Genomic DNA, 26,439 nt, shown 5'->3' on the forward strand with positions numbered 1-26,439 from the left:
TCACCCGACCGGGGTGGGTCCGGTTCACCCGCTCCGGCGGCAGGATCGGCCCCGGCGGGCCCACGCGCGCCGCCGACCGTTCGTCGACATTCGGGAGGATGCAGCGATGGCCACCGCGACGACCACCCGCACCGACCAGGACATCCAGTCCGACGTGCTGGACGAGCTGACCTGGGAGCCGCGGGTCCAGCCGCACGAGATCGGCGTGACCGTCACCGGGGGCGTGGTCACCCTGACCGGCTGGGTGGACAGCTACGCGAAGAAGTGGGTGGCGGAACGCGCCGCCCACCGGGTGGCCAGGGTCCGGGCGGTCGCCAACGACCTCACCGTCCGGCTGCCCGGCTCGGCGGAGCGCACCGACACCGAGCTGGCCACGGCCGTCGGGCGGGCGCTGGAGTGGGACGCGTTCGTGCCGGTCGAGCGGATGGAGGTCACCGTCGCCGACGGGTGGGTCACCCTGCACGGCGAGGTGGAGTGGGAGTACCAACGCCGGGCCACCGAACGCGTCGTCGGCCGGCTGACCGGCGTACGCGGGCTGAGCAACGGGGTCACCGTGCGGCCGGCGGTCCGGCCGGACACCGGCGACCTCACCGAACGGATCATCGACGCGCTGACCCGCGCCGCGGCGGTCGACGGCGAGCAGGTCACCGTGCGGGTGCACGGCGACGCCGTGCTGCTGGAGGGCACGGTGCACTCGGTGCCGGAGCGCGAGGCGGTGGAGCGGACGGTCTGGTCGGCGCCCGGCGTCCACGAGGTGCGCAACCGCCTCACGGTGGTGACCCGATGACCACACCGTTGCAGGTCACCGCCCGGCTCCGGGTACCGGTGACCGGGACCGACCACGCCCGGGGGCCGGCGGACGCCCCGGTGACCCTCGTCGAGTACGGCGACTTCCAGTGCGGACACTGCGGCGCGGTGCACTCGAACCTCGCCGAGCTGCTGCGCCAGCGGGCCGACGTGGTCCGGCTGGTCCACCGGCACTTCCCGATCGCCAACATCCATCCGTACGCCGAGAGCGCCGCCGAGGTCGCCGAGGCGGCCGGGCGACGGGACCGGTTCTGGGAGATGCACGACTGGCTGTACGAGCACCAGGACCAGCTCGACCCGGTGCACCTGGCGCTCGGCGTGGCGCAGCTCGGCCTGCCCGCCGACGAGGTGGGCGGCGAGGTGGAGCGGCACGCCCACGCCGACCGGGTCCGCCGGGACTTCGTCGGGGGCATCCGCAGCGGGGTGAACGGCACCCCGACCCTGTTCCTCAACGACGTCCGGTACGAGGGCGGGCACGCCCTGCCCGAGCTGCTCGCCGCCGTGGACCAGGCCGCCACCGCCTGACCGGGGACCCGCCGTGGCTTCAGGCGGCGCCGCTTGCCGGTCCCCCGTGGCGGCCCCGGGCCCGGTCAGGGCCTTGTCGGCGTCAGGTGGGTGCGTTCCCCGTCGTGGTCGAGGATGCACAGGATCTCGGCCGCACCGCCGTGTGCGCCGAACGCGTGCGGCACCATCGTGGAGAACTCCGCCGCCTGACCGGCCTCGACCAGGATGGTCCGCTCGCCGAGGCGTAGCACCACCGTGCCGGAGAGCACGGTGAACCAGTCCCGGCCGGGATGCACCCGCCCCTCGTCGGGGACCGACCGGGTGATCCGCATCTTGGCGACCGTCACGCCGTGCGGTGCGCCCTCGCGGGACAGCAGCCAGGTGGTGACGCCGCCTGCCTCGTCGCGGTGGGGGCGGATCACCACGTCGTCGTCGGCGCCCGACTCCACCAGGTGGTCGAGCGTGGTGCCCAGCGCCCGGGCGATCGGCGTCAACTGGTCCAGGGCGATCCGCCGGTGGCCGGTCTCGATCCGGCTCAGCGTCGACGGGCTCAGAAAACAGCGGGCTGCCAGGTCGTCGAGCGACCAGCCGCGCGCCACCCGCAGCCCCCGGATCCGCTGCCGAACGAGGGCGTCCAACTCACCGTCTTGCGTCATAAGCAAGATACTATGCTGCTGCCGCAAGAAGCGCGTACCGTCGTCGGCATGGCACATTCCCAGCTGGGCGAAATGCTCGACCTCGACGCCGACGTACTGCACGAGTTCCACCGCGAGGTGATCGCCTGGGCCGGCTCACTGGTCCCCGACCGGCCACGCATCATCGACGTGGGTGCCGGCACGGGCACCGGCGCCCTCGCGTTGGCCCGACACCTGCCGGACGCCGAGGTCATCGCGGTGGACCTCTCCGACGAGATGCTCGAGCACCTGCGGCACAAGGCCCGGGCGTCCGGCGTCGCGGACCGGATCCGCACCGTGCAGGCCGACCTGGACCAGCCGTGGCCGGACCTCGGGCCCGCAGACCTGGTGTGGGCGTCGGCCTCCCTGCACCACATGGCCGACCCCGTTCGTACCCTCACCCAGGCCCTCGCGGCGCTGCGCCCCGGCGGCATCCTCGTGGCCACCGAGCTGGACTCGCTCCCCCGGTTCCTGCCCGACGACGCCGGTGCCGCGCTGGAGGAACGCGGCAACGCCGGCATCGCCGAGATCCGCGCCGAGGCGGGAATGCACATGGGCCAGGACTGGACGGCCCACCTCACGGCGGCCGGCTTCACCGTCGAGGCGCAGCGGCACTTCGACATCGCCCTGCGAGCACCCCTGCCCCCGGCCACCGGCCGCTACGCCCAGCTCTGCCTGGAGCGCCTGCGGCACGGTCTCGACGGCCGGCTCAGTGCCGACGACCTGGCAGCCCTCGACACGCTCGCGGCCGGCGTCCTCGACCGCGACGACCTCATCGTCCGGGCGACCCGGACGGTATGGCTGGCTCGGCGTCGGTAGCAACCCGCAGCCCCGAACCTACGCCTCGCGGGGCCCACGACGCCGGGCCCCGCGAGGCTCAGATCAGGTGCAGCTCCCGGGCCCGGCGGACGGCCTCCCGGCGGCGGGTGGCGTCCAGCTTGCGGTAGATGTTGCGCACGTGCGTCTTGACCGTGTTGACCGACAGCGACAGCTCACCGGCGATCTCCACGTTGGACAGGATGCTCTGCAGGTACCGCAGGACGGTCAGCTCCCGCTCGGTGAGCGGCTCCTCCAGCGCCCGCCCCGACGCCGGGTCCGGCCGATCGGTCGGCTCCTGGGCGCGGACCAGGTCGCTGACCGTCGGCCAGTGCGCCGTGCCGGAGTCCAGGTGCGCGGCGAGCAGGTCCCGCGCCCCCGGCTCGGCCCGGGTGAAGACCCGTCGGTACCCGTCCGGTTCGGCCAGCGACAGCGCCCGCTCCAGCAGCCGCCCGGCCCGCCGCTCGTCGCCCGCCCGCCCGGCCAGCACCGCGTCGAGCAGCGCCGCGTCGAGGCGTACGGGCAGCGGCCAGGCGGCGGCGTCGGGGCCATCCCAGTCCGGCAGGGCGTACCCGGCGGCCCGCGCGTCCCCGGCGCGCAGCTCGACCCGGGCCAGCGCCACCGCCACCGCCGGCGCGGGCCCGTCCGGGTGGCGCAGCCCGTCGGCGAACAGCTCCCGGGCGGTTCCCAGGTCGCCGTGGGCGGCCCGCAGCCCCGCCTCGGCGGCCAGCAGCCAGCCGGCGAGCTCCCGCGCCCCGGCCGCCCTTTCCCCCGCCCCGCCGAGGCGGTCCCGCGTCGCCGCGAGCAGACGCAGGCCGGCGGCCGGGTCACCCCGGTCGTTCAGCAGCTCCGCCCGGCACAGCGCGGCGAGCGCCGCGACCGGCGGCTCCCCGGCGTCACCGAGCCCACCGGGGGTGCCGAGGCCACCGGGGTCGCGGAGGCCACCGGGGGTGCCGGGAGCGCGGGGTTCGCCAGGGGCGCCCGGGGCGTCGCTCCCGGTGGCCGGGGCGGCCAGCGCCAGGTGCGCCGCCGCCTCGTCGGGCAGGTCCCGGTGCAGCGCCACCAGGGCCAGCGCCAGGTGGCCGTGGGCGCAGTCGACCCGGCAGGACCAGCCCTGGCAGGCCGGCAGGGCCAACGCCTCCCGGGCCGTCCGCTCGGCCGCCCGCAGCTCGCCGAGGGCCGCGTGCAGCAGCGCCGACCGGCTCGCGCAGAGCAGCTCGGTGCGGGGCCGGCCGCCCTCCCGGGCCGCCGCCAGCGCCGGCCCGAACTCGGCCGCCGCGCCGCGCAGGTCGCCCTCGGCGAGCGCGGCCAGGCCGAGCGCCGCGCCGGCCGTCGCCCGCACGTCGGCGTCGTCGGCCGCGCCGGTGCGCGGGTCGTCCGCCGACCCACCGGGGGTACGCGTGGCGAGCAGCCGGTGCGCCGCCCGGCGTACCTCGTCGTGGTCGCCGGCCAGCCGGGCCAGGGTGACCTCCAGCGCGGTGGCCAGCCGGCGGAACCGGTCCCGGCGCGGCACGGGCAGCGACCGGGCGTGAGCGGCGGCCCGGTGGAGCTGCGCGGCGGCGGCCGGATCGCCGGCGTGGGCCCGCTCGGCGGCGGCGGCGAGCCCCAGCTCCGGGTCCCGCCGGACCGCCTCCTCCGGCGGCGCGGCCGGCGGCGGCCCGCCCGCGCCCTCGCGGTCGTACGGGACCAGCTCCGGCCAGTGGGTGACCAGCACCTCGGTGGCCCGGTCCCAGTGGCCGGCGGCGAGGTCGTGCCGCAGCGCCTCGGCGGGGCGCCCGTGCCCGGCGTACCAACCGGCCGCCCGCAGGTGCAGGTCGCGCAGCTCCTCGGCGGGCAGCCCGGCCAGCTCGGCCCGGAGCAGGTCGGCCAGCAACGGGTGGCAGCGGTACCAGGGCGGCCGGTTGTCGTCGCGACGCACGAATCCCCCGGTCGCGGCCAGCGCGGCGAGCACCGGCTCGGCGCCGGGGCGGCCGGTCAGCGCGTCGACCAGGTCGGCGCGGAACGCGTCGGCCACCGCGCCCCGGCGCAGGCAGTCCCGGGCCGCCCCGTCGAGCGGGTCGAGCACCTCCTCGCGCAGGTAGCCGGCGACGTCCGGCTGGTCCCCGCCGAACTGCTCCAGCCAGCGCACCGGGTCCGGCCGGTCCCGCACGGCCAGCGCGGCAAGCCGCAGCCCGGCCGCCCAGCCGGCGGTGCGCTCCCGCAGCCGAGGCACCACCGCCGCCGGCAGGTACACGCCGTGCGCGGTGAGCAGGTCCGCCACCTCGTCGTCGGTGAAGGCCAGCTCGTCGGGGCCGACGGTGGTCAGTTCCCCGGCCAGGCGCAGTCGGTGCAGGCCCGGCGGCAGGTCGGTGCGCGCCCCGACCAGCAGGCGCAGCCGCTGTCCCGCGTGGCGGAGCAAGAACTCCAGCCCGGTCAGCGCCGCCGGGTCGGCGATCCGGTGCAGGTCGTCCAGGACGAGTAGCACCGGGCTCTCCCGGGCGGCGAGCGCGGCGGCCAGCAGTTCGAGCTGGTCCGGGCGGGGCGGCGCGTCGGCCGGGGGCGGGGCGGGCGGGGGCGGCTGAGCCGGGTCGGGCCGCCCGTCGGGGGCGCTGCCCAGCGCCGCCGCCAGGTACGACCAGAGCCGCGCGCCCGTGTCGCCGGCCTCGACCGTCACCCACGCCGGGGCCGGCTCGACCGTGCGGGCCCAGGAGCCGAGCAGGGTGGTCTTTCCCCAGCCGGCCGGGCCGGAGACCAGGGTGACCGGGCCGGCCGTGCCCTCGTCCAGCCGGCGCAGCAGCCGGGGCCGGACCAGCACCGGCTCGGCCAGCGGGGCGGGGGCCAGCCGGGACGCCAACAGCGGCGGCGGTCCGCCCGCCCCGGCGCTCCCGGCGGCGGGACCCGGGACCGCGGCCCCGTCGTAGGCCCCCGGCCCCGCACTCGTGGCGGCGGGACCCGGGACCGCGGCCCCGTCGTGGGTCCCCGGCTCGGCGCTCGTGGCGGCCACGACCGTGGCGTCCCAGTCCTGCTGCGGCATCCGGCCCCACCCCCACGGACGCGTCCACTTCCCCAGGTCGTGCGGCGGGCGGTTACCCGGCCCCGGCCGGTTCACCCCTTCGGGGGGAACCCGCTTCACCCGGCCTGCGGCCACCGTGGGGGCACGCGGGGGCCGGCCGCTTGTCCGCCGGCCCGGTTTCGCAGCAGCTCGAAGGCGGGCGACCGGATGCCCGCCGGACGACGAGGGGTGGGTGGGACGGATGGGACGCGGGACGCGGGGGGCGCGGGCGGTGGCCCGTACCGCCGGGGCGGCGACGGCCGGCGCGGTGGCGGCGGCGCGGGCGCTGCGCGGACCCGGGCGGGCGGACCGGTCCCGCCCGACGGGCCCCGGCGGCCGGGAGGACCGCTGGCAGGTGGTGACCGTCGACCGGCCGCCGGAGCGGGTGCTGCCGGGCGGCCGACGACCCGAACCGCTGCGCCGCCTCGGCGACGGGGTGGAGGTGACGCTACGCCCGGCGCCCGGCGGGCGGGGCACCGAACTGGCCGCCCGCCCGGCCGGCGGCGGCCCGCTCACCGGGCCGGCCGCCCACCTGGTCGGGGACGACCCCGGGCTGCTGATCCGGGAGACCCTGCGGCAGGTCAAGCAGCTCGCCGAGACCGGTGAGCTGCTTCGCCCGGACCGCTCCCCGCTGGACGGCCCGGCGCCAACTGCCGGGCCGGGCCGCCCCCCGTTCGACGGCCCGGCGCCAACTGCCGGGCCGTGCCGCCCTCCGTTCGACGGCCCGCGCGACGGGTCGGCGCGCGGATGAGGGCGCTCTGCTGGCTCGGCGCGGACGGCCTCGGGATGCTCGAGGTACCCGACCCGGAGCTGCGCAACTCCGCCGACGCGATCGTCCGGGTGCGGCGCAGCGCCACCTGCGGGGCGGACCTGCCGCTGCTCGGCGGCCGGGGGCCGGGCCTCGCCGTCGGCGACGTGCTCGGGCACGAGTTCCTCGGCGACGTGGTCGAGGTGGGCCCCGGGGTGCGCCGGCACCGGGTCGGCGACCGGGTGGTGGTCTGCGCCGTCGTGGCCTGCGGGAGCTGCTGGTACTGCCGGCAGGGCCTTTACGCCTGCTGCGACAACGGCAGCACCGGGGCGGCCGTGGCCGAACAGGCGTGGGGGCAGCCCACCGGCGGCTGCTACGGCCAGCCCCGCTCGGCCGGGGGCTTCGCCGGCAGCCACGCCGAGTACGTCCGGGTGCCGTACGCCGACGTCGGGGCGTTCGCCGTGCCCGACCCGGTGGACGACGACCGGGCGGTCTTCGCGTCCGACGCGGTGCCGACCGGCTGGCTCGGCGCCGAGCTGGGCGAGGTGCGCCCCGGCGACGTGGTGGCGGTCTGGGGGGCCGGGGCGGTGGGCCAGATGACCGCGCAGGCCGCCCTGTTGCGCGGCGCGGCCCGGGTGGTGGTGATCGACCGGTACCCCGACCGGCTGCGATCGGCCGAGCGGCACGTCGGCGCGGAGACCCTCGACTACCGGGCCACCGACGTCGCGGCCGAACTGCGCGAGCGCAGCGGCGGGCGGGGCCCGGACGTCTGCGTGGAGGCGGTCGGGATGGCCTGGGATGGCACGGGGCCCCGGTCGCTGGCCGACCTGTTCGCCGCCGCCGGGCGGGCCGGCGCGGTCCCGGACCGGCCGATCGCGGTCCGCGAGGCGGTGCACGCCTGCCGCAAGGGCGGCACGGTCGTCGTGCTCGGCACGTTCACCGGGTTCGTCGACACGTTTCCGCTCGGCGCGATGATGCACAAGGGGCTGACCGTGCGCAGCTCCCGGCAGCACGGGCAGCGGTGGATCCCGATGCTGCTGGACCGGATGGCCCGTGGCGAGATCGACACCGGTCACCTGGCCACCCACCGCCTTCCCCTGGAACAGGGCGCGCACGGCTACGACCTGTTCCGCGAGCGCGCCGACGGCTGCCTGCGCGCGGTCTTCACGCCCTGAGCCGTTCCGTTCCCTGAGCCGTCCTCGGAGCCCGGCCGTTCTCGGACGGCATTCTCGGGGCCGTTCTCGGGGGCCGTTCTCGGGGGCCGTTCTCGGGGGCCGGGCGGGGTATCGGCCCGGGTGGGACACTCGCAGGATGCGTGAGGACCGGGCGTACGACGTCGTTCTGTTCGGGGCCACCGGGTTCACCGGGGGGCTCACCGCCGAGTACCTCGCCCGGCACGCGCCGGACGGGCTGCGCTGGGCGCTCGCCGGGCGCAACCCGGCGAAGCTGGCGGCCGTCCGGGACCGGCTGGCCGGCATCGACCCGGCGCTGGCCGGGCTGCCGCTGCTCACCGCCGACGTCACCGACCCGGAGTCGCTGCGCCGGGTCGCCGGCAGCGCCCGGGTGGTGGCCAGCACGGTCGGGCCGTACGTGCACCACGGCGAGCCGCTGGTCGCCGCCTGCGCCGCGGCCGGCACCGACTACCTCGACATCACCGGCGAGCCGGAGTTCGTCGACACGATGTACGTGCGCCACCACGCCGAGGCGGTGCGCACCGGGGCCCGGCTGGTGCACGCCTGCGGCTTCGACTCCGTCCCGCACGACCTGGGCGTCTGGTTCACCGTCAAGCAACTCCCGGCGGACGCTCCGATCACCGTGGACGGGTTCGTCCGGGCCGGCGGGAGGTTCTCCGCCGGGACGTACCACTCGGCGCTGACCGCGTTCTCACGTACCGCCGAGGCGAGCCGGGCGGCGCGGGAGCGCCGGGCCGTCGAGCCCCGGCCGGAGGGCCGCCGGGTCCGGGCGGTGCCCGGGAAGGTGGGCCGGTCGAAGGAGCTGGGCACCTGGGCCGTGCCGCTGCCGACCATCGACCCGCAGGTGGTCCGCCGGTCGGCGGCGGCCCGCCCGGAGTACGGCCCAGACTTCCGCTACCGGCACTTCGCCGCCGTGAAGCGGCTGCCGACGATCGTGCTCGGCGCGGCCGGGCTGGGCGGCCTCGTCGGGCTGGTCAAGCTCCCGCCGACCCGGCGCTGGCTGCTCGGCCGGCTCGCCTCCGGGCAGGGGCCGAGCCCGCAGCAGCGGGCGAAGTCCTGGTTCCGGGTGCGGTTCCTCGGCTCGGGCGGCGGCCGGCGGGTGCTCACCGAGGTCTCCGGCGGCGACCCCGGGTACGACGAGACCGCGAAGATGCTCGGCGAGTCCGCGCTCTGCCTGGCCCTGGACGAGGGCCTGCCGGCCACCTCCGGCCAGGTGACCCCGGTGACCGCGATGGGCGACGCCCTGCTGGACCGGTTGACGCGGGCGGGGATGACGTTCCGGGTCCTGGACGCGCCCCGCTGAACGTCAGCCCGGCTCGTCGCCGGGCGGCGGGTTGTACGTGTGGGCCCGCTGCTGGCCGGAGAGGGCACCGATGGCGTCCATGATCTGGTCGGTCACCCGGCGACGGGCCGGGGCGGAGCCGGCGTTCCCCCGGTGTGCGGGGAACTCCAGCACCGGGCCGAACCGGACCACCGGCCGGGCGGCGCCGGGCAGCAGGGCCGCCGCCGATCCCAGCCGGGCCGTGCCGGCCACCGCCACCGGCACCACGGGGGCACCGGAGGCCATCGCCAGCCAGGCCACCCCGGTGCGACCCCGGTGCAGCCGGCCGTCCCGCGAGCGGGTGCCCTCCGGGTAGATGCCGAAGGCGCCGCCCGCCTCCAGCAGCGCGAGGGCGGCATCGAGCGAGGACTGGAACTCGCGGTTGACGCCCCGCCGCACGGGGATGGCCCCGAGGCCCGCGAAGAACTGGCGGCGCAGCAGCCCGCCGGCGCCGTGGCCCTCGAAGTACTCCGCCTTGGCCAGGAACGACACCGGGCGGGGCGCGGACAGGGGGATGAGCACACTGTCCTGGAAGGACAGGTGGTTGCTGGCCAGGATGACCGGACCGGTGGCGGGCACGTGCGACGCCCCGTCGATGCGGGGGTGCCAGGCCAGCCGCATCAGCGGTCGCAGCACGGTGCGGACGGTGGCGGCGGCTCGGGGCAAGGCACTCTCCTGGAGTGAGGGGTCCCCCGCACTATAGCGACCGAACGTTCGGATGTTATTGCCTGCGCGCGTCGCTACACTCTCCCGATGAGTCCCCGTTCGTCCCTTGCCGACGCCGCCCGCACGCGCGCCGCCATCCTGGCGCACGGCGCCGCGGTCGCCTCGGTCGAGGGCCTCGCCGGGCTGACCATCGGCCGGCTCGCCGCCGACCTCGGCATGAGCAAGTCCGGGCTGCTCGGCCCGTTCGGCAACAAGGAGACCCTGCAACTCCAGGTGGTCGAGGCCGCCGCCGACGTGTTCTGGCGGGAGATCTGGGAACCGGTCGCGGACCGGCCGGCCGGGCTGCCGAGACTCGCCGCCGTCTGCGGCAGTTGGGTACGCCACCTCGCCCGTCCCGTCTTCCCCGGCGGGTGCTTCTTCATCGCCGCCGCCAGCGAGTTCGACGACCGGCCGGGCCCGGTCCGCGACCTCGTCCTCGGGTACGCCGACCGCTGGCACCGCGAGCTGCGGGGGCAGGCCCTGCGGGCCGTCGCCGACGGGGACCTGCCCGCCGGCACCGACCCGGAGCAGCTGGTCTTCGAGCTGACCGGGCTGGCGCTGGCCCTGCACCAGGCGCTGCGGCTGCGCCAGGACGCGGGCGCGGTGCCACGCGCCTGTCAGGGCATGGGGCGGCTGCTCGGCGTTCCGGTCCGGCCCCTGGCTTGACCCTCGACCAGGTTGAGGCAACAGGATCCTCGGTGTGGAGAGCGAACTGCGCAGCATCGGTGAGCTGGCCCGGGCCAGCGGGCTGACGATCAGCGCCCTGCGGTTCTACGACCGCTCCGGGGTGCTGGTGCCGGCCCTGGTCGACCCGGTGACCGGCTACCGCTGGTACGCCGACGACCAGGTTGCCCCGGCCCGCCTGGTGGCGGGGCTGCGCCGGGTCGGGATGCCGCTGGCGGAGATCGCCGCCGCGGTACGGCACCGTGCCGAGCCGGCCGTACTGGGCCGGCTGCTCGACGCGCACCTGCGGCGGTTGGAGGACGGTCTCGCCGACGCCCGCCGCGAGCTCTCCCGCGTCCGCGCCCTGATCGACCCCGAGGAGAACCAGATGACCACCCGTCTCGCCCTGTCCCGCGTCGACCTCGCCGCCGCGATCGACGCCGTCCGTTTCGCCGTGGGCGCCGACCCCGAGCTGCCGATGCTGTCGGCGGTCCTGTTCGAGGCGGACAACGACGGCGTACGCCTCGTCGCCACCGACCGGTTCCGGCTGGCGGTGTCCCGGGTTCCCGGCCGGGTCGACGGGCCCGGAGCGCGGGCGCTCGCCCCGGTGGCCCTCGTGGACCGGATCCGCGCGCTGCTCGACACCGACGCCCCCGAGGCGCTGCTGCGGCTGGACGGGGCGACCGTCTCCGTCGCCGTCGCCGACGCCGAGGTCTCCGACACGGTCCTGCCGTACGACTCCCCGGACTACCGGCGGCTGCTGCGCGGGCACGTCGCGCCCGCGTACCGGATCGAGGTGGACGTGCCGGCGCTGCGCGCGGCGCTCGCGGGCGCGACGCCGGCCCTGGTCCGGCACGAGGGCGTCGACGTACCCGTGACGGTGCTCGGCCTGGACGACGCGGGCGGGCTGCGGGTCCTCGACGGCGAGGCGCCCGCCGACCCGGGCGCGGTGCGGGTCGGGGTCAACGGGCGGTACCTGCTCGACGCCCTCGACGCGGGCGACCGGGGCCAGCTCGTGCTGGAGCTGGACGGGCCGATCGCCCCGCTGGCCGTGCGCCGGCCCGACGACGCCGACGCGTTCTCGATCCTGATGCCGATCCGCCTGTGACCGCCTGGCCACCGATCCGCCTGACCGCCGCCCTGACGCCGATCCGCCTGGCCGGCATGGTGCCGATCCGCCTGACCGCACGGGTGCCGATCCGCCGGTGACTGCCCGCCGGGGCCGCCGACCCGCGCGGCCCCGGCGGGCGGTCACAGGGCCGGGCCGGTGGTACGGGGCGGCGACGGTAACATCTGTGGGTTCCACCTGACCCCCGGACGGAGGCGTACGGAGCAGCATGCTCGACATGGAGTTGATCCGGAAGGATCGCGAGGCGGTGGCGACCGCGCTGGCGAAGCGACTGGATCCCGCCGAGGTCAACCGGGCGCTGGACGACATCCAGCGGCTCGACCAGGAACGTCGCGCCCTCATCACGGAGATCGACGCCGAGCGGCAGCGCCGCAAGGCCGACGCCCGGGCGTACGCGGCGGCGAAGCGGGCCGGCACCACGCCGGAGAGCACCGCCCCGGAGGCGGAGCGCAAGCAGCTCGCCGAGCTGGAGTCCCAGCTCGACGAGGTGCAGTCCCGGCTGCGCGACCGGATGAGCGAGCTGCCCAACCTGCCCGCCGACGACGTGGTCGCCGGCGGCAAGGAGGCCAACCGGGTCGTCAAGACCTTCGGCGAGCCGCCGGCCATCGAGAAGGTCCGCGACCACGTCGAGCTGTCCCGGTCGCTGGGCCTGGTCGACTACGAGCGGGGCGTCAAGCTCGGCGGCTCCGGCTTCTGGATCTACACCGGTCAGGGCGCGCGGCTGGAGTGGGCGCTGATCAACTGGTTCATCGACCGGCACGTCGCGGCAGGGTACGAGTTCCTCCTCCCGCCGCACCTGCTGCTGGACAGCGTCGGGTTCGCCGCCGGGCAGTTCCCCAAGTTCTACGACGACGTCTACCACCTGGACCGGGAGTCCGCCCCGCGCGGGCAGTTCCTGCTGCCCACGGCGGAGACGGCGCTGCTGGGCACGTATCAGGACGAGATCCTGGACACGACGAAGCTGCCGCTGAAGACCTTCGCGTACACCCCCTGCTACCGGCGTGAGTCGGCCGGGTCGCACTCGGACGAGCGGGGCACCGTGCGTGGCCACCAGTTCAACAAGGTGGAGATCTTCCAGTTCACCCTGCCGGAGCAGGCGAACGCGGCGCTGGAGGAGATGCTCGCCCACGCGGAGAGCCTCGTGGAGGGGCTGGGCCTGCACTACCAGCGCAGCCTGCTGTCGGCCGGCGACGCCAGCGCGGGAATGAAGAAGACCCTCGACATCGAGGTGTGGATGCCGAGCACCGGAAAGTACAAGGAGGTGTCGTCGGTCTCCTGGGCCGGCGACTACCAGGCCCGTCGGGCGGCGATCCGGTACCGGGAGCCGGGCGGCAAGCAGACCCGGTTCGTGCACACCCTCAACGGCTCGGCGCTGGCCACCAGCCGGCTGTTCCCGGCGATCCTGGAGCAGTTCCAGCAGCCCGACGGCTCGGTGCTGGTGCCAGAGGTGCTCCGCGACCGGGTGGGCACCGACCGCCTGACGCCCCTCCGCTGACCACTGCGACAGAAGGCGGGGGCCGAGTGGCCCCCGCCTTCTGTCGCCGGCACCCGGCCCGGCGGGAGGGTCGCCGGTTCCCGGCGGCCCCCACCCCGCCCCCACCCCCACCCCCGCCCCCGCCCCCGCCGATCTTGCACTTGGGGCCCACCAAAAGGGCGTGATGGGGCATTTGCCGGGGCCGCAACTGCAAGATCGCGAGGCTCAGGAGTGCCACGGGCCGGCCGGCCAGCCAGGGCGGTGACTGCGTGGGCACGTCGCTCGTCCACCCGGGTCGGTCCGGCGGCGCTCTGGCCGGCGGAGGCTTGCGAGACCGCGCCTTCCTTCGGGAGCAGGCGGCGGGAGAGGCTGGCGCTGCGACGCCCCGGCTTCCGACCAGTCCAGCGAGGTTCGCTACTCGGCCCTGACCAACCGCAGGCCAATTCCCGCTCCCCGATCGAGCATGGAGCGTCGGGGCCAACGCTTTACACAATGACGCATGTCCATGCATTGACAGCCCTTGCAACACGCTTGTAATCTCTCCGCAAATTTCAGCTCGGCTTGCCTTATTGCGTCAGTCGAGCCCTCACCCGCCGCAGCATCACCACGGTTCCCCCCGACCTCCGTCAGGAGTTCCGATGCATCGACGTAGCCGCCGCTCGGCGGTCCTCGCCCTCGGCGTGATCGCCAGCCTGCTCGTCCCGACCGTTGTGGCGGCGCCCCCGGCCGCCGCGGCCCCGTCCGGCAGCAAGAAGGTCATCGCCAACCTGTTCGAGTGGAACTGGCCCTCGGTGGCCAGCGAGTGCACGAACGTCCTCGGCCCGAAGGGGTACGGCTACGTCCAGGTCTCCCCGCCCCAGGAACACGTCCGGGGCAACCAATGGTGGGTGGCGTACCAGCCGGTCAGCTACCGCATCGAGTCGCGCAAGGGCACCCGGGCGCAGTTCCAGTCCATGGTGAACACCTGCCACGCCGCCGGGGTGAAGGTGATCGTGGACGCCGTCGTCAACCACATGTCCGGGCAGGACGCCGGCGGAACCGGCTGGGCCGGCTCGTCGTACGGCCACTACGACTACCCGGGGATCTACCAGACGCAGGACTTCCACCACTGTGGGCGCAACGGCGGCGACGACCTCGCCAACTACAACGACCGGTACGAGGTGCAGAACTGCGAGCTGGTCAACCTGTCGGACCTGAAAACCGAGTCGGACTACGTCCGGTCGAAGCTCGCCGGATACCTGAACGACCTGCTCTCCCTCGGCGTGGACGGGTTCCGGCTGGATGCGAGCAAGCACATGCCGGCCGCCGACATCGCCGCCATCAAGGGCAGGCTCTCCCGCTCGACGTACCTCGTGCAGGAGGTCATCCACGGCGCGGGTGAGCCGATCCAGCCGCCGGAGTACACCGGCAACGGCGACGTGCACGAGTTCCGCTACGGCAAGGACCTCGCCCGGGTGTTCCGCAGCGAGAAGCTGGCGTACCTGAAGAACTTCGGCGAGGGGTGGGGCCACCTGCCGGGCGGCGCGGCGGCGGTCTTCGTGGACAACCACGACACCCAGCGCGAGGGTGGCGTGCTGACCTACCGCGACGGCGGGATCTACGCGCTGGCCAACGCCTTCATGCTGGCCTGGCCGTACGGCTCGCCGACGGTGATGTCCAGTTACACCTTCAGCAACCGGGAGGTCGGCCCACCCTCGGACGGCGGCAACAAGACCTTGAACACCACCTGCTACTCCGGCTGGGAGTGCGAGCACCGCTGGCGGGTGGTGGCCAACATGGTCGCGTTCAACAACGCCGCCCAGGGCGCGGGCGTCGCCAACTGGTACGACAACGGCAACAACCACATCGCGTTCAGCCGCAGCGGCAAGGGCTACCTGACGGTCAACGACGAGGACGGCGCGATCAACGGGCGCTCCTACTACGCCGGGCTGCCCGCCGGCCGGTACTGCGACGTCATCCACGGCGACTTCTCGGGCGGGGCGTGCAGTGGCCCGGTGATCACCGTGGACGCGGGCGGCTGGTTCGCCGCGAACATCCCGGCCCACGACGCGGTCGCCATCCATGTCGGCGCCAAGCTGAGCTGAGCTGAAGGGAGGGCCCTCTCCGGGCGCATTTCGCACAGGAGGGGGCCCCGCCCTAGGCAGGTGGTTACAGTGCATCTGTGCTGTTTGCCCGATTTACCTCGCGGTGGGTGCTCGGCTGGCTGGCCGTCGCGCTCGGCGTACCGCTGCTGCTGGCCACCGCGCTGCTCGTCGGCCGGGTCCTGACCCCCGACCCGGCCCGCCCCGCGCCCCCGCCCGCCGCCGCCCCCACCGGAGACGCCGCGCCCAGCGACACCGCCGTCCCTACCGACGAGCCGGTCCCGGCGGCGGCCCCCGCACCCGCCACCCTGCCGGTCGTCGACTACGACCCGGCGCCCACCGGCTTCCCGGCCGACCCCCACCCGTTGGACGCCACCCCGCTCACCGAGGGGTTGCGGCCGAGCCGGAACGTCGCCGCCTACGACGCGCCCGGCGGCCGGCCGCTGGCCTTCCTCGCCCCCACCATCAACGGCGTCAAGCTGACCGTGCCGATCGTCGAGCGCCGGACCGGCTGGACGGCGGTGCTGCTGCCCTCGGCCAACCGGCGGCTCGCCTGGCTCCCACCCGGCGACGACCGCGCCGTCGTGCCGCTGCGCGACCAGATCGTGGTGGAGCGCCGGCAGCACCGGCTCACCTGGTACCGGGACGGCCGAACGATGAAGTCGTGGCCGGTCAGCCTCGGCATGCCGGGCCAGTCAACCCCGCTCGGCCGCACCTTCGTCCTCGGCCGCACCCCGCCGCCCGAGGCCGTGTACGGCGGCGTGGACGTCTACGCCCTCGGCGCGGTCCCCGACGACCCGGACGCCGTCCCGGCCGGGCTGCGCGGCGCGCACATCGGCGTGCACAGCTGGCACAACGACGACACCCTCGGCGAGAACGTCACCAACGGCTGCATCCGGCTGACCCGCAGCGCTCAGCGCCAACTCCTCGCCGAGGTCCCGCCCGGCACCGGCGTACTGGTGGTCGACGCCCTGCCCGCCCCACCCCCGGCCGCCTGACACCACCGGGCCTCAGCAGGCAGCCCGCCCACTCTGATATCACCAGCGAAAGAAATTGATATCATCCGAGGGTGTCCGCGACGAGAGGCAGGCCCATGTCCCGAACCATCCTTGACGTCGACGACGAACTGCTCAGCGAGGCGGCGAAGATCTTCGGCACAACCACCAAGAAGGCCACCGTCAACGCGGCTCTGAAGGCTGCGGTCGACCGGGAGAAGCGCCGGGAGTTCGCCGACTGGCTCAAGAGCGGCGGCCTGCCCGACCTGACGGGGCCGGTCTCCGGCAAACGGGACGCCGCGTGAGTCGTGAGCTCTACCTGCTCGACAAGTCCGCGCTGGCCCGCTGGCCCAAGCCGGCCGTCGCGCCGGTCCTCGACGAGTTGTCCGACCGCGGGCTGCTGGCGGTCTGCGGCGCGATCGAGATCGAGGTGATTCAGAGCGCCCGGACCGCGAAGGACGCCCAGCGCACCCGCTGGCTGCTCGGTGGCTTCCACTGGCTCGCGATGCCCGACGATATCTGGGACCGGGCGATCGAAGTCCAGGTGCAGGCGCTGCACAAGGGCAATCACCGGGCTTTGTCCATGGCCGATCTGCTGATCGCTGCCACAGCGGAACGCCACGGCGCCGCGGTGCTGCACTACGACGGCGACTACGACATGATCACCGCGATTACCGGGCAGCCCACCGCCTGGGTGGTCCCGGCCGGCACCGCAGACTGACCCCGTCACCTCAGCCGGCCAACCGAGCCAGGCCGCGCTCACCGCAGCCTCGGCCGGCGGGAGCACCCGCCGTCGTGGTCGGGCCGGAGCAGGCAGCGCCGGCCGCCGGACAGGATCCGGTCGCAGAAGACCCTGTGGCGTACGTTCTGGTCGTCCTCGGCCGAGACGGTGGTCCCGCCCGCTTCGGTCTGCGGCAGGACGTGGGTCCAGTGCGCCACCACCCGGGCGAGCCGTTGGGCGGAGAGCAGGTCGTTGGCGACCACCGGCAGGTGGATGACGAAGCGCTCGTTCATCGGTCCCACTCCCGCTCGTTGCGGGCGTTCGCCTGCCCGGACCGCAAGTGGCACAGCGCGTTCTTGATCCGGCTGGTCTCCCGGCGGCTCTCGGCGAGGGCGTCGTAGACGGCGGCCTGAAGACTGCGGAGCTACCGAACGTAACCGTGCAGGTGCTGAACTTTTCTGCGGGGTTGCACGCCGGGGCGCTGGCCGGAGCCTTCTCGATCATGGACTTCCCCCGAAACAGCAGCGGCAAGGAGGTGGAGCCACCGGTGACCTACCTTGAGGCCGCTACCGGCGCGATCTATCTCGACAAGCCGCACGAGATCACCGCCTACAACAGCATCTGGGCCAACATGACCGGGCGCGCGCTCAACGAATCCCAGTCCAAGAGTCTGATCCAGCAAATCGCAGAGGAGTACTCCCGTGCCTGACCTGACCGGTGCCGTCTGGCGCAAGTCCAACCGCAGCAACAACGGCGGCGACTGCGTCGAGGTCGCCGACAACCTCCCTGGCATCGTCGGGCTGCGCGACAGCAAGGACCCGACCGGCCCGCTGCTGGTCTTGCAACCGAGGGCATGGGCAGCCTTCGTCGAGACCGTCAAGGGCGAAGCGCTCGGCCGCTGATCAACAACCGCGCCGCCTCCGAAGAGTTCCATAAGCGGCACGGGCCGACCTCGGGAACGGGCTCGACGCCTGCCGGATCGATGCCGAGAATTCAGCCCATGGGACAAAAAAGCACTCAGCGCACAGGCAGGCGCAACGGGCAACAGGCCAAGGACGCCAAAGCTGTGGCGGTGCAACTCGCACACCCGTGGCCGTCAGACTGGACACCCGGCATCGTTACCAGGGCAGGGCGGACGTTCCATCAAAGTAAGGACTGCCCCGGCTACCGACACGGCGTACGACAGGCGGAGAAGAGGGGCGGGACCATCGGCGAGGTCGAGGATGTTAGCGCCGCTGCCGCCCGCGACCGAGGCAAGGCGGCTTGTCGGCGGTGTTGGCCGCGCACATAACTCCAACAAACAGGCAGCAAGCCGCAGCCGAGTTCGACCACGTGTCGTCCCTGCAAGTGACCGAGCAACTCGACGCCGGGTCCCAATCCGGGGTATTGGGTCCGCTCGAACCGGCTCTGATCCAGCCTTCGATCGCGGGTGGCCATCTGGCCGGCCAGTTCCGATGTGTCCTACTCCCCGGTCGGGTCGTTGTACCCGTAGTGTCCGAATAAGGCGGCATGTGGCCGCCGAGGAGGTCGTCATGCGATCACGCTCCCTGGCCGCGCTCCTGGCCCTCCCCGTCCTGCTGGCCCCACCCGCGCTCGCCGCCAGCGCCGCCGGCTCGTGGCAGCCGGGCACCCCCGCGCCGATGCCCAGCGACTGGCCCCACCAGGCCGCGCTGACCCTGGCCGCCATGAAGGTCGACGTCACCGCCGAGCGGCGCTGGCCGGACAGCTACGCCGGCGTCGAGCTGGACCTGCCCAGCGACGTGCTGATCGTGCACCGCAAGCCCACGCCCGGCCTCGACGGGGCGATCGCCGCCCTGGTGCCCCGCGTGGACGTCAGGTACGCCTACGCCGCCCATTCCAGCAGGCAGATCAACACCTGGAGGGACCAGATCTACTCCGACCGCGGCTACTGGCGCACCCGTGGGGTCGAGCTGCACGGTGTCGGCCCCGTCTTCGGTCGATGCGTCGCAGTGGAGGTGGACAACCCCGACCGTGACCGCCCGGCGATCGTCACCCACTACCCGGACCGCCCCATCTGCGTCGAGCAGGGGTCGGAGAGCGTCCCCCTGTCCACTACCTCCTGACGGGCCTTTCCTCCACCTGGCGGATGGCCCGGACGGGGGCCGCAACGTCCGGGCGTTGCGCTGTCACCGGGGCGGGTAGTGGCCGGGGCCGGGCGGCGGCGGGTACGCCGACGTGACCGTGGTGGTCGAGCGGCTCTTCGACTGGGCAAACCACCAGTGGATTGGCCAGACCAGCCACAGGAGCCCACAGGTGAACAGGCCGCCGACCGCGTAGAGCACGTGCATCCAGCCGGGGATCCCGCCGGACGCGACGGTGGTCTGCTGGTAGCCCATCGGCGGCGGGTAGCCCGGGGCCGGGTAGGGCTGCTGAGGATACGGCGGCGCGGACTGCTGGTACGGCGGGGCCGACTGGGGGTAGACCGGGCCGGGCTGCGGTGGCCCTGACTGCGGATACAGCGGCCCAGCCGGCGGGTAGGGCCCGGGCGGCGGGACAGGCTGCTGCGGGCGGGTCGGATCGTCCGGAAGCATCCGGTCAGGTTACGAACGCCCACCGGGTTCCGCTGTCCCGCGTCGGTCGGGTAGTCGGCCAGAACAGTCCGGCTGATCGGCGGGGTATCGGCCGCTGGCACGAAATATTCATGTCCTCGCCGCCGCCGAAATGCGCACCTAGAACGTTCCTTCGACACGTCCAGTTTGCCGCCGCCGGGACGGCGCTCCGGAAAGCCCGCCTGCAAGTCGCATCGGTGACAGTAGCGCCGTCCTCGTGGTCTTGATCCTTATGGTCATGCAACGGCGCGGGCGAGCCATGGAACTTTCATCACCGACCTGCTGCCTGCCTGCGTATCAATCTGGGGGTTCGGTGGGGATTTTCGACATCATCGGCACGGCGCTCTCCGTCGCGACGACGATCGGGAAGGTGGCGGGAGCGCTCAGCGGGGCACTCAGTGGCGACCTGGTGCATTTCGGCCGTGCGCAGGTCGGTAACAGCAACCCCGACCTCGGTGAGGTCGTGTTCTGGCGGGACAAGCAGACGGGCATGCTGATGGTCGGCAACCAGTCGACCGACACCAGCGTCGCGCTCTTCTTCCCGGGGAATCCGTACGGTGGCGCCGGCGCCGAGTCGATCATTCTCGGGAGCATGCAGAAGTTCCCCGTCGGTGACATCTTCACGCAGTACGCCAACGCCGACGTGGACGACCTGGTCATCACCCCCTTTTTGGACGATTCCAGCGCCCAGGCGGAGGCCGGCGTGGGCACCGGTGGCCCCACCGGCATCTCGATCCAGGCGTCCGGGCAGAACATCGCCCCGAGGGCCAAGGTGCAGCTCGGTCCGTCCGTCGTGATCGAGGCGTCCGACACCACCGTGCAGGTCGCGGTGGTCGGCGGGCTCGTCCTCGCCGGGATCGTGCTCCTCAACGTACGCGGTGCCGGCACCACGGCCGCGCGCATCCTGAACGTGCTCCGCAAGCCGTCCGACGCACTCGACGACGACACGTCGATGACGGTGGCCATCCCGCAGGGCGTCGACATCGCCAACGGCATCTCCGCCATCGACGTGATCCTGGCGGTGCAGAGCGCGAGCCCGACCGCGGCCATCCCCGCCCTGGCTCCCCACCCCGACGCCGTGCCGTTCACCGACGAGGACCTTGCCCGGCTGGCAGCGTCCACTCCCGGCCAGTGACCATGGTCGAGATCACGACGCCCGATCCGCTTCCCCCGGGAACTGTCGGTCAGCCGTACCACCTGGAGTTGCAGGCCGCGCACGGCACCCCGCCGTACTCGTGGTCGACGGCGAACGGCGAGCTTCCCTCCGGCCTGACGCTGGACGACGGGGGTCTGATCTCCGGGGTGCCGAAGGCCGAGGTGATCCTGTCGGTGCAGGTCCGCGTCCAGGACTCGTCGGAGCCTGCGCCGCAGTCGGCGCGGGAGTGGCTGAACATCGTCATCCGACCGGCCGGCCGGTTCCTGATAACGACCGCCGAGCTGCCGCTGGCGAAGCAGAACACCAGTTACCGCTTCGCACTCGCGGCGACGGGCGGAGCGCCGCCCTACGTCTGGTCCGTCGACAGGGACTCGTTGCCGGTCGGGATCGAACTGGACGCCACGACCGGAACGCTCGCCGGCACCCCGGCCGCGCCCGGCTCGTCGTCCTGTGAGTTCGAGGTGACCGACGACGCCGGCAACCACGCCGCCCGCACGCTGCCGCTGACGGTCCTCGGCGAACTCGGGGTCACGACCACGGGCCTGCCGGCGGCGATGGACCAGCGCCCATACGACGTCACGTTGGGGGCCGGCGGCGGAGCGCCACCGTACACCTGGGCCGTCGCCACCGGCGCGCTTCCGGCCGGTATCGAGCTCGACGCCGCCACCGGGCGGCTGAGCGGCACGCCGCAGAGCACCGGAACCTGCGCCGTCAGCTTCACGGTGACGGACAGTCAGCAGTCCCACGCCAGCAGCGCGACGATTCCGCTGACGGTCGCCCCGACCGCCTGCCTCGCGACGATAACCTCGTTCACCGGCCGCGTGGAGGTCGTCGTACCGGATGTCAGGAACAGGGTCATCGTGTCGTGGCAGACGGAGGGCGCCGCGGTGGTCTACTTCGACCGGGAGGTGGGCCGGTTCGCGAACCCCGGGCCGAGCGGCCAGGTCTCCATCGAGTACCGAACCAGCATTTCGGGGCCGATCGACCCTCCGGTCCTCCCCGGCACGATCACCTGCGTGGACCAGTACGGGCTATCGGTCCTGGCCCCCATCCGCCGGGCGCAGGACGCGTCACGCTCCGCCGTCCCCGGGAGGAGTCGGTCTACGCCCTGAGACCCGCCTCCGCCGCGCCGGCCGTCGGCCGCTGGCGCGGCACGGTCGGACCCGCCTCCCCGCTCAGGTTGCGCCACAGGAACTCCAGCGTCAGCGCCCAGACGAAGGCGCGCTGCGCGTTGTTCGCCGCCGCCCCGTGGCCGCCCTCGACGTTCTCGTAGTACGCCACCTCGTGGCCGTGCTCGCGCAGCCGGGCCGTCATCTTGCGGGCGTGCCCCGGATGCACCCGGTCGTCCCGGGTGGAGGTGACGAGCAGCAGCGGCGGATACGTCTGGTCGCTGCGGATGTTGTGGTACGGCGAGTACCGGCTCAGGTAGGCCCAGTCGGCCGGCTCGTCCGGGTCGCCGTACTCGGCCATCCACGAGGCGCCGGCCAGCAGCCGGTGGTAGCGCCGCATGTCCAGCAGCGGGACGTGGGCGGCGACCGCCCCGAACAGCGCGGGGTAGCGGGTCAGCATCACCCCCATCAGCAGGCCGCCGTTGCTGCCACCCTCGATACCGAGCCGCGCCGGCGTGGTGATCCCCCGGGCCACCACGTCGGCCGCCACCGCCGCGAAGTCCTCGTACGCCCTGGGCCGGTCCTCCCGGAGCGCGGCCCGGTGCCACGCGGGGCCGTACTCGCCGCCGCCCCGGATGTTGGCCACCACGTAGGTGCCACCCCTGGCCAGCCACCCCCGGCCGATGATGCCGCTGTACTGCGGGGTCAGGGAGATCTCGAAGCCGCCGTACCCGGTGAGCAGGGTCGGCCCGCCGGTCGCGTCCGGGTCGCCCACCACGAAGTACGGCACCCGCGTCCCGTCCGCCGAGGTGGCGAAGAACTGCCGTTCCGCCAGGGTCTCCCCGTCGAAGAACGTCGGCGCCCGCTTGAGCGTCTCGACCGTGCCACCGACCTGTCCGAGCCGCAGGGTCGCCGGTTCCCGGAACCCCTCGGACGCGAGCAGGAAGGCGTCGCCGGTGTCGCGGTCGGTCTCCACCACCCGGCTGTGGCCGGACTCGGGTACGCCCGGCAGCGGCTCCCGCCGCCATCGGGTCGCGTCGGGGGTCAGCACCTCCAGCCGGCTCCGCACGTCCGCGAGGGTGGCCAGGATGAGGTGGTTGCGGGTCCACGCGTGGTAGCCCAGCGCGGTGCGGTCGTCCGGCCTGAACAGCACCGTCAGGTCCCGCCCACCGGCGAGGAACGCGTCGAACCGGGCCGCCAGCAGCGCGCCCGCGGGGTGGGTGACGCCCTCGACCGTCCACGGCGAGCGCAGCCCGATCACCAGCCACTCCCGGTGCACATCCCACCGGGCGTCGTCCGGGACGTCGATCCGCAGCCGCTCGCCCTCCCGCGTCAGCAGGTGGCTCTCCCTGCGGTAGAAGTCCAGGTCCCGGACCAGGAACGTGCGCTCGAACCCGGGCGTGCGGTCGTACGAGGCGTAGGCGGCGACATCGTCCGCCTGCCCCTCGAAGACGACCTCGGCCGCCGCCAGCGGCGTGCCCCGCCGCCAGCGCCTGGCCACCCGGGGATAGCCGGAGGTGGTGAGCGAGCCGGGCCCGAAGTCGGTGGCCACGTAGATCTGGTCGGCGTCGATCCAGCAGACGGTGCTCTTGGCCTCGGGAAGCGTGAAGCCGTCCTCGACGAAGGCGCGGCCGACCATGTCGAACTCGCGCACCACGACCGCGTCGGAGCCGCCTCGGGACAGGCTGACCAGGCAGCGCTCGTATCCGGGGCGCAGCACCGTCACACCGTCCCAGACCCAGTTCTCGCCCTCCTCGGCGGCCAACGCGTCGAGGTCGAGCAACACGTCCCACTCGGGCTCGGGCCGGCGGTACTGGTCGAGGGTGGTCCGCCGCCACATCCCCCGCGGATGCGTCGCGTCGGTCCAGAAGTCGTAGTAGAAGCGGTCCCCACGCCACCCGGGGTAGGGGATGCGGTCGTCCGAGTCGAGCACCTGCCGGATCTCGGTCCGCAGGGCGGCGAACCGCTCGTCCCCGGTCAGCGCGGCCAGCGTCTCCGCGTTGCGGTCCCGCACCCATCCGGCGGCGTCCGGTCCGTCCAGGTCCTCCAGCCAGAGGTACGGGTCGTCGCCCTCGTCCGTCAGCGTCACGTTGCCACTATCCACCCACGCGTCAACCCGAACTGTGACCCCGAGCCCGGCATGGCCCGGAACTGACGGGGTATGCCCGGAACATGAGGGCGAGTTTCCGGATCGGCCGGATCGCGGGCGTGCCGGTCGGGGTCAACTGGAGCGTCCTGGTCATCTTCCTGCTGATCGCCTGGGGGCTGTCGGCCAACCAGTTCCCCCGGTCGTACCCGGACCGGCCGACCTGGGAGTACGTGCTCGCCGGGCTGAGCGCCGCGGTGGTCTTCTTCCTCGGGCTGCTGGCCCACGAGGTCTCACACGCCGTGGTGGCCAGGCGCAACGGCATCGAGGTCGTTGGGATCACTCTGTGGCTCTTCGGCGGGGTGGCCGAGCTGCGCGGGGAGGCCCGCGACCCCGGGGCGGAGCTGCGCATCGCGGGGGTCGGGCCGCTGGTCAGTTTGATCATCGGCGTCTTCTTCGGCGGCATCGCGGTGCTGCTCGCCCTGGCCGGGGTGCACGGGCTGTGGTTGGGGGCGCTGGCCTGGCTGGCCGGCATCAACATCCTGCTGGCGGTCTTCAACGCGCTGCCGGCCGCCCCGCTGGACGGGGGCCGGCTGCTGCGGGCCGCCGTGTGGAAGGCCACCGGCGACCGGACGAGGGCGTCCGTGGTGGCGGCGCGGGCCGGCTGGATCCTCGGCGTGCTGCTGATCGGACTGGGCCTGTGGCAGTTCCTGCGCGGCGTGGGGTTCGGCGGGCTCTGGCTGGCGCTGATCGGCTGGTTCCTGATCGGGGCCGCCGGCATGGAGGAGCGGCAGGCCCGGACAGGCAGCGCGCTGCGCGGGATGCGGGTGGCGGACGTGATGACCCCGCAGCCGCAGACCGCGTCGGCCGAGATGACCGTGGCCGACTTCGTCGACCACTATCTCTTCGCGTACCGGCACTCGGCGCTGCCGTTGACCGAGGACGGCCGGCCGGTCGGTCTGGTCACCCTCGACCGGGTACGCGGCGTCCCGGCCGACCGGCGGGCCGCGACCACGCTGGCCGAGGTGGCCTGCCGGGCCGACCAACTCGTGCTGGCCTCCCCGGACGAGCAACTCACCGACCTGCTCCCCCGGCTCAGCGAGTGCGCCGACGGCCGGGCGCTGGTGGTGACCGACCAGCGCCTGGTCGGCATCGTCTCGCCCAGCGACATCAGCCGGGCAGTACAGCGCGGCAGCCTCCGCGACCAGGTGGCGGCCGGCCGGCACTGAGCCGCCTTGATCGTCTGCTGTGCACCGGCACCCGCTCCGGCGTGTCGTGCCGGTCAGCCGCAGACGATCAAGGGGACCAGTCAGCGGGGGAAGTGGCGGTCCAGCAGGGCTGTGCGGAACTTGCCTGCGGGGTCCAGGGTGTGCAGGAGGGCCAGGAAGTCGGCGTGCCGGGGGTACGCGGCGGCGACCGCCGCCGGGTCGAGCGTGAACACCTTCCCCCAGTGCGGTCGGGGCACGAACGGGGCCAGCCGCGCCTCCACCTCGGCCAGCACCGGGGTCACCGCGTCGGCGTCGTCGGTCCAGGTGAAGTGCACGGCGACGCTGTCCCGCCCGTACTGCGGGCTCAGCCACAGCTCGTCGGCGGCGACCGTGCGCAGCTCGCAGACCTGGAGCACGGCGGCGATCCGGTCCGCCACCGGGTCGAGGGCGGCCAGCGCGTCCACCGCCGCCGCCCGGGGCAGGTGGTACTCCGACTGGAGTTCCTCGCCGCTGCTCGGGGTGAAGTCGAGCCTGAAATGCGGCAGCCGCTCGTGCCAGGGGCCGGGCTCGCCGAGCTGGGCCGTGCAGTTGCCCGCCGGCATCCCGGGCACCGGATGCACCGGCCCGGCCGCCGCCGTGGTGCCCAGCCAGTCGGCCTCCGGCGGCGGGGCGTCGGCGAGCTGCTTGCGCCACACCTGCCCGACCCGGTCGCCGCGCCAGTCGGTGAAGAGGCTGACGCTGTACGCCGAGGCGAACGCCTCGTCCAGGGCCACGCGGGGCAGGCCGAGCCGGACGTACTGGCGTATCTCGAAGGCGGGCAGCACGTCCAGGGTGACCCGGGTGACCACGCCCAGCGCGCCGAGGGCGACCACCATCCCGGCGAACCGGTCGCCGTCGGCGTCCCGGCGTACGGTCAGCAGGTCCCCGTCGGCGGTGACCAGCTCCAGGGCGGCCACGGCCGTGGCCAGGTTGCCGATCCCGACACCCGAGCCGTGGGTGGCGGTGGCCACCGCGCCGGCCACCGAGATGTGCGGTAGCGACGCCATCGTCGGCAGGGCGTACCCAAGGGTGTGCAGCCGGATGGCCAGGTCGCCGTAGCGCACGGCGGCGGCCACCGTGACCGTGCGGCGCTCCCGGTCCACCTCGACGGTGGGCGGCAGGCCGGCCAGCGACACCAGGTCGCCGGTGGTGTCGCCGAACCGGTTGAACGAGTGCCCGGTGCCGACCGCCCGGACCCGGTCGCTGCCGGCGACCAGCCGGCGCAGCTCGTCCACCCCGGACGGGCGGTGCCGCCGGGCAGCGGCGTACCGGACGTTGCCGGCCCAGTTGCGCTCCGGCACGCCCGGTGCCCGGTCGGCGGGCCCCGCCCCGGGCACACCGACGCCCGCTTGTGGTTCCTGCTCCCCTGCGTCCACGTCGCACTCCCGTCGCTCGGCGTCGTCGGCCGA

24 protein-coding genes and 3 pseudogenes are annotated in these 26,439 nt (G+C 74.1%); 19 read left to right on the top strand and 8 right to left on the bottom strand.

The annotated features are described in order from the left end of the window. Positions 1–106 precede the first annotated feature (106 nt). A complete protein-coding gene (locus ACH4T9_RS13360) occupies positions 107–787 on the top strand; it encodes a BON domain-containing protein (protein ID WP_396671320.1) in 681 nt (226 codons plus the stop codon). Next, the gene (locus ACH4T9_RS13365) at positions 784–1,332 is read left to right on the top strand and encodes a DsbA family protein (RefSeq protein ID WP_396671321.1); all 549 of its coding nucleotides are present in this window, start codon (positions 784–786) and stop codon (positions 1,330–1,332) included. Before ACH4T9_RS13360 ends, ACH4T9_RS13365 begins: the two co-directional genes overlap by 4 nt. Before the next feature lie 65 nt (positions 1,333–1,397). Here ACH4T9_RS13365 and ACH4T9_RS13370 read toward each other — a convergent pair whose 3' ends face one another. Continuing rightward, complete coding sequence (locus tag ACH4T9_RS13370; RefSeq protein ID WP_396671322.1) at positions 1,398–1,967, bottom strand: helix-turn-helix domain-containing protein; 570 nt, start codon at positions 1,965–1,967, stop codon at positions 1,398–1,400. A gap of 48 nt (positions 1,968–2,015) precedes the next feature. Here ACH4T9_RS13370 and ACH4T9_RS13375 point away from each other — a divergent pair, with 48 nt between their 5' ends. After that, positions 2,016–2,804, top strand: coding sequence for a class I SAM-dependent methyltransferase (locus ACH4T9_RS13375; RefSeq protein ID WP_396671323.1), 789 nt, complete (start codon positions 2,016–2,018; stop codon positions 2,802–2,804). 58 nt (positions 2,805–2,862) lie between these two features. Here ACH4T9_RS13375 and ACH4T9_RS13380 read toward each other — a convergent pair whose 3' ends face one another. Next, entirely contained in the window at positions 2,863–5,913 is a 3,051-nt protein-coding gene (locus ACH4T9_RS13380) for a LuxR C-terminal-related transcriptional regulator (protein ID WP_396671324.1), read from the bottom strand. A gap of 121 nt (positions 5,914–6,034) precedes the next feature. On the opposite strand from ACH4T9_RS13380, the pseudogene ACH4T9_RS13385 reads away from it, so the two are divergent. The 3 genes and pseudogenes from ACH4T9_RS13385 to ACH4T9_RS13395 form a co-directional block, all read left to right on the top strand. Next, positions 6,035–6,481 (top strand): annotated as a pseudogene (locus ACH4T9_RS13385) (hypothetical protein); the annotation flags it as partial. 98 nt (positions 6,482–6,579) lie between these two features. After that, complete coding sequence (locus ACH4T9_RS13390) at positions 6,580–7,755, top strand: alcohol dehydrogenase catalytic domain-containing protein (RefSeq protein ID WP_396671325.1); 1,176 nt, start codon at positions 6,580–6,582, stop codon at positions 7,753–7,755. Between the two features lie 136 nt (positions 7,756–7,891). Continuing rightward, on the top strand, positions 7,892–9,076 hold the full coding sequence (locus ACH4T9_RS13395; RefSeq protein ID WP_396671326.1) for a saccharopine dehydrogenase family protein: 1,185 nt from the start codon (positions 7,892–7,894) through the stop codon (positions 9,074–9,076). A 3-nt stretch (positions 9,077–9,079) separates the two neighbouring features. Here ACH4T9_RS13395 and ACH4T9_RS13400 read toward each other — a convergent pair whose 3' ends face one another. Then, positions 9,080–9,760 carry a lysophospholipid acyltransferase family protein gene (locus tag ACH4T9_RS13400; RefSeq protein WP_396671327.1) on the bottom strand — a complete coding sequence of 227 codons (681 nt, stop codon included), beginning with the start codon at positions 9,758–9,760 and terminating at the stop codon, positions 9,080–9,082. A gap of 87 nt (positions 9,761–9,847) precedes the next feature. Between ACH4T9_RS13400 and ACH4T9_RS13405 the strand changes: the two genes are divergently transcribed. From ACH4T9_RS13405 to ACH4T9_RS13435, 7 genes are all read left to right on the top strand, one after another. Next, the gene (locus tag ACH4T9_RS13405) at positions 9,848–10,465 is read left to right on the top strand and encodes a TetR/AcrR family transcriptional regulator (protein WP_396671328.1); all 618 of its coding nucleotides are present in this window, start codon (positions 9,848–9,850) and stop codon (positions 10,463–10,465) included. Between the two features lie 46 nt (positions 10,466–10,511). Further along, a complete protein-coding gene (locus ACH4T9_RS13410) occupies positions 10,512–11,570 on the top strand; it encodes a MerR family transcriptional regulator (protein WP_396671475.1) in 1,059 nt (352 codons plus the stop codon). Between the two features lie 229 nt (positions 11,571–11,799). Continuing rightward, positions 11,800–13,086, top strand: a complete 1,287-nt coding sequence (gene serS, locus ACH4T9_RS13415; RefSeq protein ID WP_396671329.1) for a serine--tRNA ligase — start codon at positions 11,800–11,802, stop codon at positions 13,084–13,086. A gap of 617 nt (positions 13,087–13,703) precedes the next feature. Next, positions 13,704–15,149, top strand: coding sequence for an alpha-amylase family protein (locus ACH4T9_RS13420; protein WP_396671330.1), 1,446 nt, complete (start codon positions 13,704–13,706; stop codon positions 15,147–15,149). 77 nt (positions 15,150–15,226) lie between these two features. After that, positions 15,227–16,144: a L,D-transpeptidase gene (locus ACH4T9_RS13425; RefSeq protein ID WP_396671331.1), complete on the top strand. Its 918-nt coding sequence runs from the start codon at positions 15,227–15,229 to the stop codon at positions 16,142–16,144. A gap of 95 nt (positions 16,145–16,239) precedes the next feature. Further along, on the top strand, positions 16,240–16,446 hold the full coding sequence (locus ACH4T9_RS13430) for a type II toxin-antitoxin system VapB family antitoxin (RefSeq protein ID WP_396671332.1): 207 nt from the start codon (positions 16,240–16,242) through the stop codon (positions 16,444–16,446). Further along, positions 16,443–16,862: a PIN domain nuclease gene (locus ACH4T9_RS13435; RefSeq protein ID WP_396671333.1), complete on the top strand. Its 420-nt coding sequence runs from the start codon at positions 16,443–16,445 to the stop codon at positions 16,860–16,862. Before ACH4T9_RS13430 ends, ACH4T9_RS13435 begins: the two co-directional genes overlap by 4 nt. Before the next feature lie 38 nt (positions 16,863–16,900). Here the strand turns inward: ACH4T9_RS13435 and ACH4T9_RS13440 are convergent, their stop codons facing one another. Continuing rightward, entirely contained in the window at positions 16,901–17,155 is a 255-nt protein-coding gene (locus ACH4T9_RS13440; protein WP_396671334.1) for a hypothetical protein, read from the bottom strand. Next, positions 17,152–17,271 (bottom strand): annotated as a pseudogene (locus ACH4T9_RS13445) (DivIVA domain-containing protein); the annotation flags it as partial. The pseudogene ACH4T9_RS13445 and the gene ACH4T9_RS13440, both read right to left, overlap by 4 nt. Here ACH4T9_RS13445 and ACH4T9_RS13450 point away from each other — a divergent pair. From ACH4T9_RS13450 to ACH4T9_RS13460, 3 genes and pseudogenes are all read left to right on the top strand, one after another. Beyond that, a pseudogene (locus ACH4T9_RS13450) lies at positions 17,272–17,571 on the top strand (Scr1 family TA system antitoxin-like transcriptional regulator); the annotation flags it as partial. It abuts the pseudogene before it with no gap. Further along, positions 17,564–17,764: a DUF397 domain-containing protein gene (locus ACH4T9_RS13455; protein ID WP_396671335.1), complete on the top strand. Its 201-nt coding sequence runs from the start codon at positions 17,564–17,566 to the stop codon at positions 17,762–17,764. The pseudogene ACH4T9_RS13450 and the gene ACH4T9_RS13455, both read left to right, overlap by 8 nt. Before the next feature lie 630 nt (positions 17,765–18,394). Further along, positions 18,395–18,946, top strand: coding sequence for a hypothetical protein (locus tag ACH4T9_RS13460; protein ID WP_396671336.1), 552 nt, complete (start codon positions 18,395–18,397; stop codon positions 18,944–18,946). A 63-nt stretch (positions 18,947–19,009) separates the two neighbouring features. On the opposite strand, the gene ACH4T9_RS13465 is transcribed toward ACH4T9_RS13460, so the two are convergent. Beyond that, positions 19,010–19,414, bottom strand: coding sequence for a hypothetical protein (locus ACH4T9_RS13465; RefSeq protein WP_396671337.1), 405 nt, complete (start codon positions 19,412–19,414; stop codon positions 19,010–19,012). A 256-nt stretch (positions 19,415–19,670) separates the two neighbouring features. Between ACH4T9_RS13465 and ACH4T9_RS13470 the strand changes: the two genes are divergently transcribed. Both ACH4T9_RS13470 and ACH4T9_RS13475 read left to right on the top strand, forming a co-directional pair. Continuing rightward, the gene (locus ACH4T9_RS13470) at positions 19,671–20,567 is read left to right on the top strand and encodes a hypothetical protein (RefSeq protein WP_396671338.1); all 897 of its coding nucleotides are present in this window, start codon (positions 19,671–19,673) and stop codon (positions 20,565–20,567) included. A 2-nt stretch (positions 20,568–20,569) separates the two neighbouring features. Then, complete coding sequence (locus tag ACH4T9_RS13475) at positions 20,570–21,700, top strand: Ig domain-containing protein (RefSeq protein ID WP_396671476.1); 1,131 nt, start codon at positions 20,570–20,572, stop codon at positions 21,698–21,700. On the opposite strand, the gene ACH4T9_RS13480 is transcribed toward ACH4T9_RS13475, so the two are convergent. Continuing rightward, positions 21,690–23,786, bottom strand: coding sequence for a prolyl oligopeptidase family protein (locus tag ACH4T9_RS13480; RefSeq protein ID WP_396671339.1), 2,097 nt, complete (start codon positions 23,784–23,786; stop codon positions 21,690–21,692). The two genes, ACH4T9_RS13475 and ACH4T9_RS13480, sit on opposite strands and share 11 nt — an antisense overlap. A gap of 83 nt (positions 23,787–23,869) precedes the next feature. Here ACH4T9_RS13480 and ACH4T9_RS13485 point away from each other — a divergent pair, with 83 nt between their 5' ends. After that, positions 23,870–25,012 carry a site-2 protease family protein gene (locus tag ACH4T9_RS13485; RefSeq protein WP_396671340.1) on the top strand — a complete coding sequence of 381 codons (1,143 nt, stop codon included), beginning with the start codon at positions 23,870–23,872 and terminating at the stop codon, positions 25,010–25,012. An 80-nt stretch (positions 25,013–25,092) separates the two neighbouring features. Here the strand turns inward: ACH4T9_RS13485 and ACH4T9_RS13490 are convergent, their stop codons facing one another. After that, entirely contained in the window at positions 25,093–26,331 is a 1,239-nt protein-coding gene (locus tag ACH4T9_RS13490; protein ID WP_396671477.1) for an FAD-binding protein, read from the bottom strand. Positions 26,332–26,439: the final 108 nt, after the last annotated feature.

The organism is Micromonospora sp. NPDC020750 (assembly GCF_044334565.1).
Classification (GTDB): Bacteria; Actinomycetota; Actinomycetes; order Mycobacteriales; family Micromonosporaceae; genus Micromonospora.